General features: G+C 52.3%; 16 protein-coding genes. 8 read left to right on the forward strand and 8 right to left on the reverse strand.

Annotated elements, in window-relative coordinates:
* Window positions 1-8: 8 nt before the first annotated feature.
* The 3 genes from flgA to HEQ60_RS07630 all read left to right on the forward strand — a co-directional run bounded on the left by flgA (window position 9) and on the right by HEQ60_RS07630 (window position 2,339).
* The gene (flgA, locus tag HEQ60_RS07620) at window positions 9-1,046 is read left to right on the forward strand and encodes a flagellar basal body P-ring formation chaperone FlgA (protein WP_168071131.1); all 1,038 of its coding nucleotides are present in this window, start codon (window positions 9-11) and stop codon (window positions 1,044-1,046) included.
* Between the two features lie 25 nt (window positions 1,047-1,071).
* Window positions 1,072-1,836 (forward strand): flagellar basal body L-ring protein FlgH, encoded by a 765-nt coding sequence (flgH, locus tag HEQ60_RS07625; RefSeq protein WP_168071132.1) that lies wholly within the window; start codon window positions 1,072-1,074, stop codon window positions 1,834-1,836.
* 86 nt (window positions 1,837-1,922) lie between these two features.
* Entirely contained in the window at window positions 1,923-2,339 is a 417-nt protein-coding gene (locus tag HEQ60_RS07630; protein WP_168071133.1) for a flagellar biosynthesis regulator FlaF, read from the forward strand.
* Between the two features lie 65 nt (window positions 2,340-2,404).
* Here the strand turns inward: HEQ60_RS07630 and dksA are convergent, their stop codons facing one another.
* Both dksA and HEQ60_RS07640 read right to left on the reverse strand, forming a co-directional pair.
* Window positions 2,405-2,827 (reverse strand): RNA polymerase-binding protein DksA, encoded by a 423-nt coding sequence (gene dksA, locus HEQ60_RS07635; RefSeq protein ID WP_066131813.1) that lies wholly within the window; start codon window positions 2,825-2,827, stop codon window positions 2,405-2,407.
* Window positions 2,828-2,954: 127 nt separating this feature from the next.
* On the reverse strand, window positions 2,955-3,428 hold the full coding sequence (locus HEQ60_RS07640; protein WP_168071134.1) for a flagellar assembly protein FliX: 474 nt from the start codon (window positions 3,426-3,428) through the stop codon (window positions 2,955-2,957).
* Between the two features lie 326 nt (window positions 3,429-3,754).
* Between HEQ60_RS07640 and HEQ60_RS07645 the strand changes: the two genes are divergently transcribed.
* Genes HEQ60_RS07645 through HEQ60_RS07665 form a run of 5 tightly spaced genes read left to right on the forward strand, consistent with a single transcriptional unit; the run spans window position 3,755 to window position 9,759 of the window.
* Complete coding sequence (locus tag HEQ60_RS07645) at window positions 3,755-4,900, forward strand: flagellar basal body P-ring protein FlgI (RefSeq protein ID WP_168071217.1); 1,146 nt, start codon at window positions 3,755-3,757, stop codon at window positions 4,898-4,900.
* Window positions 4,900-5,229: a rod-binding protein gene (locus HEQ60_RS07650; RefSeq protein ID WP_168071218.1), complete on the forward strand. Its 330-nt coding sequence runs from the start codon at window positions 4,900-4,902 to the stop codon at window positions 5,227-5,229. The genes HEQ60_RS07645 and HEQ60_RS07650 overlap by 1 nt, the downstream gene beginning before the upstream one ends.
* The gene (locus HEQ60_RS07655; RefSeq protein WP_168071135.1) at window positions 5,226-5,879 is read left to right on the forward strand and encodes a hypothetical protein; all 654 of its coding nucleotides are present in this window, start codon (window positions 5,226-5,228) and stop codon (window positions 5,877-5,879) included. The genes HEQ60_RS07650 and HEQ60_RS07655 overlap by 4 nt, the downstream gene beginning before the upstream one ends.
* 53 nt (window positions 5,880-5,932) lie before the next feature.
* Window positions 5,933-8,137, forward strand: a complete 2,205-nt coding sequence (gene flgK, locus HEQ60_RS07660) for a flagellar hook-associated protein FlgK (RefSeq protein WP_168071136.1) — start codon at window positions 5,933-5,935, stop codon at window positions 8,135-8,137.
* A gap of 11 nt (window positions 8,138-8,148) precedes the next feature.
* Window positions 8,149-9,759 carry a flagellin gene (locus tag HEQ60_RS07665; protein WP_168071137.1) on the forward strand — a complete coding sequence of 537 codons (1,611 nt, stop codon included), beginning with the start codon at window positions 8,149-8,151 and terminating at the stop codon, window positions 9,757-9,759.
* Window positions 9,760-9,839: 80 nt separating this feature from the next.
* Here HEQ60_RS07665 and HEQ60_RS07670 read toward each other — a convergent pair whose 3' ends face one another.
* The 6 genes from HEQ60_RS07670 to HEQ60_RS07695 all read right to left on the reverse strand — a co-directional run bounded on the left by HEQ60_RS07670 (window position 9,840) and on the right by HEQ60_RS07695 (window position 17,032).
* The gene (locus HEQ60_RS07670) at window positions 9,840-11,816 is read right to left on the reverse strand and encodes a motility associated factor glycosyltransferase family protein (protein WP_168071138.1); all 1,977 of its coding nucleotides are present in this window, start codon (window positions 11,814-11,816) and stop codon (window positions 9,840-9,842) included.
* A gap of 27 nt (window positions 11,817-11,843) precedes the next feature.
* The gene (locus HEQ60_RS07675) at window positions 11,844-13,775 is read right to left on the reverse strand and encodes a hypothetical protein (protein WP_168071139.1); all 1,932 of its coding nucleotides are present in this window, start codon (window positions 13,773-13,775) and stop codon (window positions 11,844-11,846) included.
* A gap of 113 nt (window positions 13,776-13,888) precedes the next feature.
* Window positions 13,889-14,281, reverse strand: a complete 393-nt coding sequence (locus tag HEQ60_RS07680; RefSeq protein ID WP_168071140.1) for a flagellar biosynthesis regulator FlaF — start codon at window positions 14,279-14,281, stop codon at window positions 13,889-13,891.
* Complete coding sequence (locus tag HEQ60_RS07685) at window positions 14,265-14,741, reverse strand: flagellar biosynthesis repressor FlbT (protein WP_066131841.1); 477 nt, start codon at window positions 14,739-14,741, stop codon at window positions 14,265-14,267. The genes HEQ60_RS07680 and HEQ60_RS07685 overlap by 17 nt, the downstream gene beginning before the upstream one ends.
* 53 nt (window positions 14,742-14,794) lie before the next feature.
* A complete protein-coding gene (locus tag HEQ60_RS10690) occupies window positions 14,795-15,715 on the reverse strand; it encodes a flagellin (protein ID WP_168071141.1) in 921 nt (306 codons plus the stop codon).
* Window positions 15,716-15,919: 204 nt separating this feature from the next.
* Window positions 15,920-17,032 carry a site-specific DNA-methyltransferase gene (locus HEQ60_RS07695; protein WP_209315475.1) on the reverse strand — a complete coding sequence of 371 codons (1,113 nt, stop codon included), beginning with the start codon at window positions 17,030-17,032 and terminating at the stop codon, window positions 15,920-15,922.
* Window positions 17,033-17,201 lie beyond the last annotated feature (169 nt).

Below are 17,201 nucleotides of genomic sequence, written 5' to 3' on the forward strand. Positions count from 1 at the left end.
TTGAAACCATGACCACCACCCTGCGCATACTTGTCGTGTTTCTGGCGGCCGGCCTTGCCGGTGAAGCCATGGCCCGGACAGGTTCAGGACCCATTCTGGTCAGCGTACCGGAAGCCTTGATGGCTGCGGCACAAAGAAACGGGACAGCCGCAGTTCCGGTATCCTTGAATCGCAACATCGTTGTCACGGGGCATTCCGTTCGTTTGGGGGACTTGTTCAGCCCCGTAACAGGAATCCTGGAAAGCGGGGATGTCGAGGTCATGCATGCACCCGCCGCCGGAGAACAGCTGGTTCTGGGCGCTGACCGCCTGACCGCTATTTCTGCAGCCTGGAACCTGGGATGGCTTCCAGCCAGCCCAATGGATCAGGTCACCATAACACGTGACAGCACCACCGTCGGGCAAGACGACATTATGAATGTCCTGCGTCAGGCACTGGAGCAACGCGGCATTGCACCCGGAACGGACATCGAGCTGACCACCATGCCTGCCCCCGTCGATATACTCGCCGGTGATCTCGATAATATCCATGTCGTGGATATTGCCACAGACCGGTTCGGACGTTTCAGCGCCACGCTGACCCTGCCAGTTGGCGGTTCTGAACCCAAAAAGCTTCGTTTGTCAGGGCGACTCCACGAAACAGTGGAACTACCGGTTCTGACCCGTCCGATGACCCGTCGTGAAATTATCCGTGCCAAGGACATCACCTGGAAGCGTGTTCGCCACAAGGAATTACGGGACTCCGCCCTTGTTGATTCAGACAGAATCATCGGCATGGAGTTACGTCGCTCCATGCGACCGGGAGAACCTGTCAGCGCAGGAGACGTGGAACGTCCTGTCCTGGTAGCACGTGGCCAAATGGTCGTCATAGAACTACATACGGCAAACATGTCACTGACATCACGCGGGCAAGCTCTTGAGAACGGAAGCCTCGGAGACAACATCCGGGTCGAGAACCTTCAAGGCAAAAGAACTGTAGTCGGCACCGTGACGGGACAACGCACGATCCGGGTATCCGGCCCCGTGCAATCGGCATCACTCCGTTAGACCCGGTGGCGCAAGGAGATATGGTATGAAACCGTTACACAAAGCAGCCAAAGCCGGAATTCTTGCCAGCGCCCTACTCACGGCCAGCGGATGCGACACAATACAAAGGCTGTCTGAAATCGGAGGGGGACCAAAAGTCTCCACAATTGAAAACCCGGTCAACAAGCGGGATTACAGGCCTGTATCCATGCCAATGCCTGCGGCAAATGTAGCCACATCCAGCCCCAACAGCTTGTGGCGCCCCGGTGCCCGTGCGTTTTTCAAGGACCAGAGAGCTGGGCAGGTTGGCGACATTCTGACCGTTGTCGTCAACATAAAAGGCGAAAAAGCGTCCTTGAGCAATTCCACCAACCGTGATCGTGCAAAACCCACGGAAGAATTCGGATTTACCAACTTGATGGGGTTGGAAAATTCGGTCAGCAAGATTCTCCCCAACACGGTCAATCCTGCAACAATGATCGGTGGGATCAACTCCAGAAGCACACATGGCGGTAGCGGTAAAATCGAACGCCAAGAAACCATATCCGTCCAACTTGCTGCCGTTGTGATCCAAGCTCTTCCCAACGGGAATCTTGTGATTGCAGGACGCCAAGAAATCAAAGTCAACGGCGAGCTTCGCGAGCTGGCGGTTACAGGCGTGATCAGGCCCGAGGATATTGGGTCAGACAACAAGGTATCGTCGGAGAAAATGGCTGAGGCCCGGATTATCTACGGCGGACGCGGCACACTGTCTGATGTCCAGAAGCCACGCTACGGGCAGGAAGTCCTTGATATTATTCTTCCTTTCTGATCCACCCGGACCAGAAAGAGAGTGGACCCGCAGACCGGCAGCGGTAACACCAGAGAATCCAGCCGGCAAAGAAACAGGAGAATATCATGAGTACACGCACGATTGGTGAGACCTGCGAGGGAGAAGCTCTCGCCCTGTTCCTCGTCTCTGACGCCATCAGTCTGGCAGAGGAAAAAGGCGACCAAGCCCTGATGGACGCGGCCATAGAGAAGAATCTGGATATATGGCTGACTGTCAAAGCCCATTGCATAACCGGAAGTACGATTTTCCCGCAGCACATCCGGAATAACCTGATGGCGCTGGCAGACTATGTATCGCGTGAAACGGCCTTGATCATGCAGGGCAATGGCGGTAATCGCAGCCGTTCTCTTGCTGCCATAAACCTCCAGATTGCTGAAGGCCTTCTGGAGTCGGTACGCAACAGCGAAGCATCAAATGACAATGCCTTGGAAAACAGCGAAATAAAAATGCACGGCACACTTGAAGACAGCGCCGTGCACTAATGCAGAAGGAACAACTTCTAACGGTGAAAGACCGCTATTGATCGGATCAGAACGATAACACTAAATCAGTCCGTACGGTGTGTACGCTCCATCCTCTCGTGGCGCTCTTGCGCCTCAATAGAGAGGGTGGCGATGGGTCGTGCCTCCAGCCTACGAAGGCTTATGGGTTCGCCGGTTTCCTCACAGTACCCATAGGTACCGTGCTCCAACCGCTCCAGTGCTGCATCAATCTTGGAAATCAGCTTGCGCGCGCGATCACGGGTACGCAGCTCTAAAGCTCTCTCCATTTCAGCCGAAGCACGATCAGCAAGGTCTGGTTCCTGCAATCCCCCTTCTTGGAGATGCTCAAGCGTCTCCTCGGACTCACGCAAAAGCTCGGAACGCCACTTCAACAGCTTCTGTCGGAAATACTCCCTCTGGAGCTCATTCATGAACGGCTCATCATCCGAAGGACGATAGTCCGGCGGCAAGATACTCACTGTTGTCATGACGTGACGGACCTCCCAAATCCGGTCGGGACTATAGGGTGCAGCGCAGAATAGCGCAAGAAAAGTTGCGCTACCTTAACAAGATTAAAGACTAATAAATAACGCAAAAAGGGTATTGACGCCGCCATTACGAGGACGGCTCCCGGGTTCTGGCAGCATCCCCAGATCCCGAGCGTGTTGCGAGTTTTGCCAACTCCACCTCGGCCCTCAGTTCTATTTCATCGAGAATGGCGACCAAGTGAGGATCACCACCTGCATCCCGACGGGCACGGACCATACGGGCCAGATCGGCCAGCATATCCCTCGGAATAGCACCAACCAAAAGGCCGTGACGCACATTCTCCAACTTGTCCAATAAATCCTCGGCACGCTGCATCAGGCGACGGTTAGCTTTCCCCCCACCTGCATCAGGGTCAACCGTCTGCACAGATAAAATACTGCTGATCGCCGCCAAAGACGCTGGCGCATCAGGCCCGGAAGAGACATCAACGGCTCCGGCTGTATCATCAAGATGACTGGCAAAGCTGCGCGACGGGCTTCTGGATTTCCCGGCACGTTTGGTTGAAGACGTGGAACCACGGCCAACACCTGAAACTTTCATTGATATCCAGCCTACCCGTTTATTGCACAGAAACAGACCCCGAACACAGGGTACCCCTCTTTCCGGAGAGATTCTAAGGTGTTGCTGACAGTGATAAAAGGGGAAATCAACACGGGGCACCCGGCAATTATTGCCTGCCCTATCCGGGTGAAGAGCAAGAAGGATATGAGGTCGTACAATATTATGTATCCATAACAAGAGACTGTTGCACGGCATATACACACCGGCATCATGGCATAATTCTGGCATATGAGAGGAACGCAGACTGATTGTTTTGTCCCCGAGAGACAGACATGACCCTGCCCTGGATTGGAGGACTGTTGGAAATGCCCTGTTTCCGCGCTTGTTGTGCGAAAAAGTTGCGCGCTGTCACCACGGCAATAACTGCCGCTCTGGTTTTTCTGGCTGCAACGAACACGGCATATACAGCACCATCACGAATCAAGGACATTGCCGAGTTTGAAGGCGTACGGGAAAATATGCTGATTGGGTATGGCTTGGTTGTTGGCCTGAAAGGAACGGGCGACAAAATAGAAGATATGCCCTTTACCCGGGAAAGCCTGATCGGGATGCTGGAGCGTCTGGGTGTCAACACGCGGGATGCATCAAGCCTGAAACCCAAGAATATAGCGGCTGTCATGGTTACGGCCAGTTTGCCGCCTTTCGGACGTCAGGGATCCCGCATTGATGTTACCGTTTCGGCTCTGGGGGATGCCAAAAGCCTTCTGGGCGGCACCCTGCTGGTAACTCCCCTGGTTGGCGCCGATGGTGAGGTGTATTCCGTTGCCCAAGGGCAGGTGCAGGTTGGCGGCTTCGAAGCCCAAGGACAAGGAGCCAGCATCAGCAAGGGGGTTCCCACATCTGGCCGTATACCCAACGGTGCAACGATTGAACGTGAAGTCCCTTTCACGCTGGCCGGAATGCAAACGGTTAACATCTCTTTGCGCAACCCCGACCTGACAACCGCACGGCGGGTGGCTGCAGCAGTCAACTCATATCTGGGAAGCCAGCAAGCTGTCCCCGATGATCCGGGAACCGTCAAGGTAACCGTCCCACTTGGGCGTAATGTGGTCTCGCTCCTGACGGATATCGAGCAACTACGTGTAGAACCAGACCAGCTGGCACGGGTGGTCATTGACGAGCAAACTGGCATTATTGTGATCGGTGAGAATGTCAGGGTTTCACGGGTGGCTGTCGCACAGGGAAGCCTGACAATCCGCGTTACCGAAACACCCCAGGTCAGCCAGCCCAATCCCTTCTCCACAGTCGGCGAAACCGTCACGGTCCCCCGCACAGATATACAGGTGGACGAAGGCGCTGATCGCAAGCTGGGCATTGTGGATGCTGGAGTCAGTCTGCAGGAAGTTGTCAATGGTCTCAATGCATTGGGCATTGGCCCACGGGACATGATCAGCATATTGCAGGCCATCAAGGCCGCCGGGGCCCTTCAAGCAGAGATCGAGGTGATGTGATGGTGCCTCTGGCTGATACATCGCTGGGTTACAGCAGCGCCCGTCATCAAAATGAACTGGCTGCCCTAGGCAATCACGCAGCGGGAAGCAATCTGGACAAGGTGCATGCTGCGGCCGAAAGCTTCGAGTCCTTCTTTCTCTCGCAGGCCCTGCAGGCCATGTTTGCCGGCATCAAGACCAACGAAACATTTGGCGGGGGGATCGGGGAAGACAAATGGCGCAGCCTTCTGATTGATGAATACGGAAAATCCATTGCCAAGGCCGGCGGAATCGGTTTGGCCGACCACGTTGTAAAAGCCATGCTACAGGCACAGGAGACAACCCCATGATGACCTTTGGTTCATCCAAACGCCCCGGTCGTCTGACACGAACGGCAACACAGGATGCCACCCCCCGTGCAGGACGGCAGTCTGTTGCCAGCCTTGGTGCCCCGAGGCAAGCCCGGGCTGTTGCTGCCACCGGGAAACCACGTAATACGCCAAGAAACACGCATCAGGAAACAGCCAGTCGTGAATCCGGACAGGACAGAACATCCCCAATCACACCACCCGATCGTCCGGAAGATCTGTTGATGGTCGTGACTGAACTGACCCACATCCTGGATCTGGAAAATGATGCCTTGCGCAAACATCGTTATGGCGATGTCAAGGAACACAGCGAACGCAAGAAGGCCCTGACCCGGGCATACTTGGAACAGATTGTTGTACTGCGTCGGGAACCGGACATCACCAAAGGCATGCCGCAGGCACAGGTCGAAAAGCTCAAGGTTGCCGGAGAACTTCTGGAGCAATCCTCACGCCTGAACGAAAGCTTGCTGCGAGCCAGTATTGTGGCAGGCAATACCTTTATGGGGGCTGTTGCCGATGCCGTTCGCGAAATTCAGGAGAAAGGTCAGGCTGCTTATGGCGAGAGTGGACGCTTGGATGGAAATCAGGTGGAAAACAAGCGCCTTGCGATCGCCCTGAACAAAGAATTCTGAAACCGTATTTATGGAAACAAGCCGTTTTCAAACGGTAGCCAAAGGATAATCCCATGTCGCTGACACTTGGACTTTCTGCTGCTCTCAGCGGGCTACAGGCCTCCAAACAGGGCCTGGACCTGGTGTCAAACAATATTGCCAACATGAACACGCCAGGCTTTTCCCGCAAGCTGTTCAACCCGACAAGCCGCGTTCTGGCTGGCTATGGGGTTGGGGTAGAGGTTGCGGAAACAACACGCCGGGTTGACGAAAAATTAAGAGCCAATTCTTGGCAAGCCACGGGCTTGTACCAGCAGTACGCCGCTACACAAAAGTATTTTGACCGCCTGCAAGATCTTTTCGGCAAACCGGGTGACAATACAACGATTGCCCACACCATCAATAACCTCTCGACCCAATTCGAACAGGCTGCCATCAATACGGGACAAAGCGACCGTACTATCCGGAAAATGCAGGATATTGCGTATCAAATGAATACTCTGTCCAATTCCATACAGGATCTGCGGGCCGCAGCCGACCAAGATATTTATGGCAACCTTCAGACCATGAATGCGGCCGTTAAGGATATCGCAGTTCTGAATGAACGGATCGTTCTGGCCAGGGCAACCAAGCGTGGCACCGCCGACTTGGAAGACAAGCGTGATACGCTTCTGGGCAAAATAAACGAAATTATGGATGTCCAGCACTTTGTCCGCGAAAACGGGGCGGTTGTCATGTACACCGCGTCCGGCGTGACACTGATTGACAGTGTCGCCAAGGAAATTGTCTTTAACCCGGCGACCCAAGTTTCACCCACCGACACATTTGCCTCGGGCCAGTTCTCAAAGATGTCCGTCGGGGTTCTGGATATCACCGGCGATATCCGTCAGGGGAAACTGAAATCCCTGATCGAGGTTCGTGATCGGGAACTTCCCGACCTGCAGGCCCAGCTGGACGAACTGGCTACAAAACTGCGGACCTCTGTGAATGAAGCCCACAACCGGGGAACCAGCTTCCCAGCCGTGGCTAATGCTATGATCGGATCACGCTCATTCATACCGGATGCGACAACCACAAACTATAATCAGACAATCTCTCTGCAAAAAAGCGACGTGAACTTGACTGTTTTCAATACAGACGGGTCACAAAAGTCAACGACCACGCTGAATACAATCATGACCGATGGATCCTTTGCCGGTGGAGCTTATCCCGCCAACGGCCCATGGACCATCGACCAAGTAGCCAGCCGCATGCAATCCTGGTTGCGGCTTCCGGCTGGTCCAAATCTGGCTGATGCAACAGTCAAGGTCAACGCAGGTGGAACCTTTGAGATCCAGCTCAATACCGCCCAAGCGTCACTGGGTTTCCGCGACCAGGTTGACTCCAGCCTTGGGGCTGAAGTCACAGATGCCACAATCTTGTTTGATGCCAATCATGATGGAAATGCGGATGAGACCGTCAAGGGTTTTGCCAACTTCTTTGGACTGAATGACCTGTTCCACAAAGGCGTCAAGAACAGGACCTGGGACAGCACGGTTATCTCAAAAGATTACTATACCGTTGGCAGTGCAACCCTGCAGTTTTCAACAGACACCGTCGGCATCAACTTTGCCACGGTTTCCGTTCTGCCGGGGGATAGCCTGAGAACACTTGCTGATCGTATCAATGGAACTCCGGCCCTTGCAGACCGCATTATTGCCAACGTCATCCCGGATGGCACCGGAGAACGGCTGCGCCTGAGTAATCTGGATGGTGGAGAGCTGGTTGTAACCAGTGCCACAGGCGCCACAACAGCGTTTGGCCCATTGCAACTAGCCCCATCCGATACCGGAAACGCACGTAGCATTGTTGTCAATCCCAGCCTGACGCTCAGCCCCAGTCGGCTGCACCGGGGCAAGGTCCAGTTCAATCCCATTACGGCGCAATACTATGTGTCGGTCGGGGACAACAGCAACATAAACGAAGTGGCAAAGGTCTTCACAACACCACGGAGCTATAATCTGTCTGGCGGACTGGCCACCGGAAGCCTGAAGCTGACCGACTATGGTGCCGCTATCGTCTCCAATGCGGCAGGCCGAGCCGCCACCGCCAAGGAATCCGTCACCTATCAACAGGGACTGAGTGAAGCACTGGTTATGAAAGATGCTCAGGTCAGCCAGGTAAATTTGGACGAAGAGCTGTCGCAGTTGATGATCTTTGAACAATCATACTCTGCTGCGGCCAAGGTCATTTCAACGACCAAGCAGATGCTCGACATCCTCAACGATATCATCCGGTAAGGACAACGGCCATGACACGTGTTCCAAGCTATGTCAGCAGTCAGGTTCTGTTGAATCGCATGGTAGACCTGCAGGGCATGCTCTATGATTCAACCCTGCAAGTGAACAGTAAGAAGAAGAGCCAAACCTACGCAGGGCTTTCCATCGAAAGCTTCCGCCTAGTCAACATGGAAACCATCCGTGATCGCGCCGAACGGTTCAAGGCAGGCAATGTTGTCGCTGAAGTACGGGCCAACCAGACCCAGAATTGCGCCAATGACATTGAACGCAACGCACAGAAAATCATTGCTGATATCCGCGAAGTCGCCAAGCTGCGTACAGATAAGCCTGCATCGGAATACATCGCGTCCCTGAACCAAATGCGTAAAAATGCCGTGGGATCGTTGGCACAGATCCGCGATACCCTGAACACAGATCTTGAGGGACGCTATCTCTTTTCGGGAGGACGGGAACAAACACCACCGGTCAAGATGCCTGTATCCAGCCTGGAGGCATTCGAAGCTGTTTATAACGGCAACACCGTGACCTTCCCTGAGACACGCGCAGCCAACCTGTTTGACATCGATTTCCGTGCTGTGGATGTTGCATTTAACAATCCCCCTGCCATTTCTGGAACAAGCTATGGCACTATCGCAGTGGATACGGGGGCTGGTGAGACCAAACGCTTCATCACCGGTTCAATATCGGCGGCAACAGCCGGAACCATGACGTTCGCAACCTCTGTCCCTGATCCCAGACCGGCACCTGCGCCCGCCGAAGGTTCCATCACTTCGCCCAATGCCAATGCCTTTAGTCGGCTGGAACGAGGGATGGCCCTTTTGATTGACAGCGGCACGGCAGCCAATGACGGCGTTTACACCATTACAGAAATCTCGGAAGACGGGCGTTACATGAAGGTAACACCTCCATTCCCCAGCGCCGCAACAGAAAGCATTGATCTCAATGTCGGGGTTCCGAACGGAGCAGCCATACGACTGGAAAACAGCACAGGAAACAACACGGTCTTCACGGTACGCTATCCGTCGAATGCTGACATCACCGGCGCAGGTACCATGACACAGATTCTGGCCGGGGAAATGATTTACACAACGCCTGTGATTCCGACCACGGGCAATCAGGCCGACGTCAATATTGTCAGCACGGGCTATTATCAGGGCGACAATCTACGCAGCGAGCACAGGGTTGATGAAAACCGGATTATTACCATCGGTGTCAACGCACAGGATGCCGCGTTCGAAAAGCTGATCCGCGGATTGGGCATTATCGGTCAGGGTTTTCCGGTAACAGGTACAGGAGATATTGACCTGCCTGAGTTCTATCGGCGTCTGGAAACAGGAATCGCGTTGATCAACGACGCGATTCTGCACGATGAGGGCATGAATGAAAGCCGCAATGACTTGTCCGCACTTCAGCAAACGATAGGCTTCAACCGTGTCGAGCTGAAGGGCGCCGAAGACAGAGCGCGGAATTTCATTGCCTTTCTCGAAACCGGGATTGCCGATATAGAAGAAGTTGACATGGCCGAAGCCATCACCCGGCTTAACGAAACCCAAAGGGCACTGGAGGCATCATACCAAGTAACTGGACGCTTGGCGAAGTTGAGCCTGAAGGATTACATCTAAGAAAGGAATTCTGAAGAATAAAAGGCTACATCCAGCCCATACTGTCATAACAGAGTCGCGAGAACCTGCCTGCCAGCGTTTCAGATGCGGCTTTCTTCTGCCTTCTTGGCAACACTGATCTTCTCGTCCATATCCTCCAGAAATTCTCTGATCTCGGCTGTAATGACTTTGCTGCGTTCTTCATAAGCATTTGTAAATAGATCAAAGAATGCCTTCCTGTTATCCGGATCCTTGATCCTCGTTCCAACAAAGGCACCATACCGAATCATGGATTCAAACGTTGCACTGGCCATACGGGCGATAGGCATGAATGTCGTGCTGGATGATAAAAGCTCCTGGACCTGCTTTAAAAGCGATCGATAGCTGGGTGCTTCACCCCGCAAATCCTCCAAGATGCACGAAAGCGCATCATCATAAGACTCTATACCTTGGAGCCAACTGGATATGGTAATGTCACGCAAAATATCCGGAGGCTGGAAAAGCGGGAGCTGACGCTCAACCCTTTCAAGTATTTTCGACTTGGATACAGTGGATACATCCAGACGAATTGCCCCGGCAGCCAAGGGGGAAAATCCTTCTATCTTGGCCCCGTCAGAGCAATTCCACACGTCAACAGACAGCAGACGGACCGTCTCCACAAAAACGCGACGGGACATATCCAGATGCCAAGCACTGCGGACAGTGCCACCAAAATTTCCGGGCACAGTCCGAACCAGTTTATTTTCCCAATCCGTATCAACTTCAGACTTCCCATTGTAGTCAACATTATAGAAAACCTGCTCAGCATGATGCTTTTTAGGATCACGTGCACCACAGTCACAGCCAAAAAAATAGAATGTACGAAATCCAAGACGGACCATGCCGGAAAAGGCCGCATTTGCTACCAAAGGAAACGCGCCAAGCAGAGGCACTTCACGACCACCAAACAGATGGGTACTGGACAAGCCACTCCGGAAGTAAAACCAGACCGAACCAAAGAGCTTTCCAATCTCTGGCGTTACCGTCGTAGAAGCCATCAACCTGATTGTACTCAAATCATATTTTTCTGCAGCACCGGAGAGAATCTCCGCCACCAAATCAACATTCTCATTCTCAACATGTATATCGGGTTTTATACCAGATTTCAGAAGAATCCCTAATGCAGTACCGCAGCTAACAACAATAGATCGATCACTCCATTTACGAATATAGGCCATATCTTTATCAAGAGAAGGGCCAGACCCAACAATAAAAACTGGCATTCTCTGCTCAAGCATTTCTTGAGCACGAAGAAGCCTGAATGTGTACATATTGAAATTTGAAACTGTATTATAAACCATCTTTACTTCATCTTCATAAAATCCACTTGTTATATAGTGATACTTTATCATGTCGCTGAATATATTGTATGATTCCTTTAGAGCCCAAGAATAGTAATGTACATAAATATATGATCCATCCAAGAATGCGTTACCTCTGTTTGTAACGACATCTTCTATGGACCTGACAGCACGTTCTGGCATATCTGCTGTGATAAAATATAAAGAAGCACCCCGCTCATATATCTTCTCGATAACAGGAACCCAATCAATAACACTCATTGAATGGATGATAAATTCCGCAACAGGCTCTATGATAATAAATGTATTAACATCTTCAGACGATAGAAGATCATTCAGATGATAACCAAGACCGAGACCAAATACAAAACTATATTCAATCTCATCAAGAGGACACCCATCACATTCAATACTATTTTCCGATAAAAATCTTGCGCAGTCTTTAGTAAGAGGTAATCCAATCCCGGAAATATTACAATGATCAGGGCTACCAAAAACCAAACGGTCCATGGTATCAGCACGACCGCGCAACTGACCAGCCGTCCAAGAAGGAGCATCGCCCGGATAAAGGTTGGTACCCCCTATGTCAATATTGACCGCTTGGTCACCATTCCAGACAATGCGGGATGATGGCGTACCGATAGAACGCAAATCAGCAGCCAGCTTGGGAAAACGTTCTTCAAAAACCTTATAGTTACGAGCAAGACGTTCTTCAACTTGCTGATCAACAGCACTCATATCTATTGCTGACCCCCACCACTTTTCTCAGCAATCAACGGGATCCCCGAATTTAGCGAGAAGATTATCGTAAATACCTTCCAGAGAGCGACAACGCGCCTTGAAATCAAAGGGTGGTGCCTGACGTAGGCGGTCACGGATCGTATCTCGAAAAGATACCAGACGCCCCCTGTCAGAAGCCCACTCCGCAGCCAGCTCCGCAACATTATCCGGCGTGGACCCCACACACGCCTCACCCAATCCAACCATAGTCAGGAAAGAGGAGACACCCCGCATGTGCCGCCCCTCTCCAGCCAAAGCCAGAACAGGTACACCAGCCCATAATGCACTGACAGCATGCACTGCTGACCGAGGCCCGGGAGGACTGAGAACAAGATTACACTCACAAGCCAGAGCCGCTTCATCGTCAACCTGGATCAGGTCGATACGATGAGCAACGCCGAAGGTTCCAAACATTGTCAACAAACGGCCAACGGTCTCACCAAACGAGAAATCACGGTCAATTAACACGATCTTTGATTCAGGAATCTTCAGAAGACATGCCGCCGCCAAGGCAACCGAATAATAGTTCAGCTCACGGAAATAGATGGGGAAGCCTATCAGAAATTCGCCATCACATGCACGATCCGATAGAGGAGCATCATCCGGGGGCAAACCGGTACATAAGGCCCCCCCATACAGAGATACAAGCTTCTGTTCATCAAGAGCAGGAGCAGTACGTATGTGATCATCAAGAACCACAGCATCAAAGACGTCCGATCCAGGATTCCAGGGAAGCCCTCCCCACGACACCTGAAGCGGTGCCATCCTCGGAATGAAAGCCTCAAATTGGCGAGGGAGAGCAAGGCCAGACGTATCAACAAGGACGTCGATCTCTTCGCCCTGAACTAATCTGGAAAATGTAAAACGATCCATATCACTGATATTGTGCCACACAGAGAAGCAGTGCTGGAAAAGCCCGTTCCTGATTTCTGACAAGGCTCCTTCACCAAAACCAATAACACGCCAGCGCACAGGATTATGAGCAGCAATAACCGCAGCCAACCCTAAATCATCCAGTGTCACGGTTCGCCGCGACACGACGTAGCCAATGGTTATCCGGCCAGAGCCACGTGAATACAGGGAAATCGCATCATCGCGCCCAACATCAACAAGAGCGGTGGAAATCAGATCTTGGTAACTCTTTTCCAGAACGCCCGCATCCTCCAACGGATTGGAAAGACGATCAACAAAAGCATGTGCACGAGAAGAAAATGAGGAATCTACCCTGACAGCCCAGTCATGCACAACACGACCGGCTTCGTAATCACCTGTACTATACAGCGCCTGACCAAGCGTCATGGCCAATGCACCACTATCGGGCAGAACATGCATAGCCGCCCTCAAACCGCTTTGAGCCGATAAGTACTGCTCCATGGACATCATGCAAACCGCAATGGCCAAGTGTCCGTCCACACTGGCGGGATGAAACGCAACGTGCCCTCGAAAGCACTCCTCGGCGGCTACATAGTCTCCCGTTGCCAACAAGGCTACACCTCGCTGCATCAGGGAGTCATCTTCCATCATGGAAAACGCCTTCCCGGCATCAGGAATATGTGCGGACGCAAAGTCACAAAACCACTCAACAGGAGAAGGATCAAGCGTGCCCGCGATCTTGAGATAATACGCTGCATCAGCCATAGATGACGCCTTGGCTGCAAGGGCAGAGAACAACTCGGCAGCTTCCTGACTGGATGGGTCCAGCTCCAGTGCTCGCTTGTTATGGCTATGCGCCTTACGCCACAAACCAAGGTTCAGGCACGAGAGCGCAGCCACAACAGATGCAATCGTAAGATCCTGCACATCTCCATCCTGCTCCAGCACAGCCTCTGCGCATTCCAGAACAGAATGCCAGTCTGGTTCTGCGCCAGAAAGCAAGTCGCGGAGAGAGTTGATAGACAGGGAAGCAGTCTCGCTCATTGCACACACTCACGAACAGCCGACCAGAACGGGTGCAAAATCACAATACACCACCAGACACTGTCGTAAATCTGTAAATCGCACGGCGGACCCCGAAACCAAGAACAAACAAGTTACGTCTGCACGTTATGACCACTTGGCACAACAGCTTCAGACGCATCCCCTGAAACAGAGCTGCTTTCATCTGTCGTAGATAAACCAGCACTGATTTCCCTGTTGATGGAAATCAAGGTATCAAGAAGACGTGCATCCGGATTGGCCATGAACGCAACAGCCTGACGATCGACAAAGTTTGAAAGAGAAAGCATATTGGCGCGCAGCTCTGGCGGAACAGGACAATCCGGCTCCAAAAGATCTGACTGCAGGATAGTCCAAAGCCGCCAGTTCAGACGCAAGGCCGTACGCATTTGATCAAAATCACCGCTGTCCTGCGCCAATTTCATACGCACAGCTGCCTGCATCAGAGCCCAAGCCTCGGTTTTCCGGGGATCACCCGGCTGGATCACTGTGTTGTAACTCTTCAGCAAGCCTTTGTTCGACATGGCGGAGGATATCTCCCTCGTGGGTAATCAAGCGTCGGGCAACTTTCAGTGCCTTGAAGTAGTCCTCATCTCCAACAAGCGCAAAAATCTCCTCGGCGATCTCCCGCGAACTGGGCACAGCATCAGTAAACGATGTCAGGAAATCCTTAAAAAGGATTAAATGACGCGAACGATCTTCCGGAAACAAATAGACACACTGCAATGCATAATAAACCCGGGTTGCCGGCGTAATCGCTTCATCCTGGGTCAGGATATCCTGCTGCCGCAGGATGGAAACTTGATTGTGCACAAGAAGAGAGACAACGCGGGCCGACGCATTTTCCAGAACAGCACCATTAATAACCAGTTTCTGGCCGGGTTTGATTTGGACCTTCAACGCCATGACAACACGCCCCTCTCCGTCAAGCACGATGAACACCGGCATAAAAAAGACCGGGAAGAGAATGTCTCTTCCCGGCCACTCTAACGCAGGGATGCTTAACGGAACAGCCCCAGAACAGCCTGTTCAGACTGACCAGCGAACGACAGCGCCTGAATACCCAGCTGCTGCCGGGTCTGCAGAGCCAGAAGGTTTGCGCCTTCCTCGTTCAGGTCGGCGAGCGTCAGCTTGTCCGAACCTTCTGTCAGGATGTTGGTATAATTCTTGGTGAAATCCAGGCGAACCTGGAGGATAGCAACCGAGTTACCAAAAGCAGCTGACTTTGCACGCAAGTTGCTGATCGTCTTTTCCAACCGGTTCACGACCAAGTCAGCCACCTTGTTAAAGGAGGCCAGATCTGCCGCAACGGACAGCTTGAACGCTGACAGGGCAGACGCAAACCCAAGCTTGGTTACAATCGCCTTCCCGAGGTCGCCCGCGGATACCTTGAGGTCAAGAGCCACGCCGGCTGAGTTCAAGAAGAACTTGGACGCATTGAAGTTGATACCATTGACATCCAGCTTGGAGTCGGCCTTCTCCGAGAAGTAGACTGTCAACTTGGAGGCTGACGAGTTCAGGAGGTTCTGCCCCTGATAGGATGTGTCATCAACCAGCTTCTGGACCTGCCAAGCCAAGGAGGCAATCTGGGAGGTAAATTCCTTGCGCTGGTCCGCTGTAGAAGCACGCGAACTGTTGACAAGACCACGCATCTGGTTGACGAATTGCTCCAGACGGGTAGTAGTCTCAACAACGACCTTCAGGGCATTAATCCCTTGGTCAATCGAGTCCTTACGGGCTGACAAGTCGCCCGCACGGTCAGTCAGAGACTTTGCGCTAAAGAACTTCAACGCATCATCAATAACCGAGGATACCGCCTTCCCGGTGGAAAGGCGATTCTGGGTCCGGTTAACAAAGGATTGGGTGGTCTGCAAAGAAAGCAGGTTTGACCTACTTGCAGCAGAAAGTGCAATATCCGTCATAACGGTACTCTCCATTTCTAGAGAACATGCTGTCCGTTCTGGACGCAGGCATCCCCATCAAGAGATGCAGGAAGAACTATACAGACATAAAATCAAGATACCCAGATATTATTTTCTGATATGGCATGGTTCTTAATAACTATATGAAGAAAGACCGCCAATTAGCAGCCTTTCTATTAAAAACTTATTTCTATAATAATGACATTATTGAACAGACTGATATACGTCAGCCCTGACCTTTTGTCGGAAAACATCCAAGGGAACCAAGTTACCCCCATACCGGGTATGCCAGAATGTCCAGCCATTACAAGCTGGGGCCCCCTGCACAGCGGCCCCGACCTGATGTATAGATCCACGAACCTCTGCCGAAATAATGGTCCCATCAGCCCGAACCTTGGCCGTAAACCGCCCTGATACATCCGTCAGAAGGGCGCCCGGAGCCAGCAAACCACGCTCCACAACAGTCCCAAAGGGCACACGGGGCTCACTACGACGTGAGGGCGTCAACAAAAGATCTGGCTCCGAAACAGGTTCAACAGCCGCTATTCTTGCCTTTGCGGCCGTACGGTACCCGGAATCGCGCTCAATACCTATAAACCGGCGCCCCAATCTTCGGGCGGCCGCACCCGTCGTACCTGTCCCGAAGAAAGGATCCAAGACAACATCACCGGGATTGGTAGTTGCCATAAGAATACGGTACAATAATGCCTCAGGTTTCTGGGTTGGATGAAGCTTGCCGCCATCATCACCCTTGAGACGTTCGCTGCCGGTGCAAAGGGGGAGCGTCCAGTCACTGCGCATCTGCGTGCCATCATTCAATGATTTCATCGCATCATAATTAAACGTGTACTTGGACCCCGCACTTCGGGCACACCAGATCAAGGTCTCGTGAGCATTCGTAAAGCGTGTACCACGAAAGTTGGGCATCGGGTTGGTCTTGTTCCAGACCACATCGTTGAGAATCCAAAATCCAATGTCCTGAAGCGCCGTGCCAACACGAAAGATATTGTGATAGGAGCCGATAACCCACAGCGCCCCATCGTCTTTCAGCACACGCCGCGCGGCAGCCAACCAGTCGCGGGTAAAGCGGTCATATTCAGCAAAACTGTCAAATTTGTCCCAATCACTGTCAACGCCATCAACACGGCTGTTATCAGGACGCGTCAGCTCTCCACCCAATTGAAGATTATAGGGTGGATCCGCAAAAACAAGATCAACGGACTTCTCCGGCAGGCTGTTCATTACAGCGATACAATCACCTGAGTGGACAACATCTGTTTTCAACGGACTATGCAGCACAGGAGGGGCGGAAACCATTTTCTTGCGTGACATGCTTGGGTCCTGGTCAATCGGGTCAAAAGAAGTAAAAAGGCAGGAATCGTTTTCAGCCACGCCGAATCGCAGGTCAAGAGTCCCTGCACACCGAACATCCGTCATCATTCTTTTGAACATTGACCCAGACAGACCACAGACACAGCATCATGTG

Source organism: Haematospirillum sp. H1815 (assembly GCF_012102705.1).
Classification (GTDB): domain Bacteria; phylum Pseudomonadota; class Alphaproteobacteria; order Rhodospirillales; family Rhodospirillaceae; genus Haematospirillum.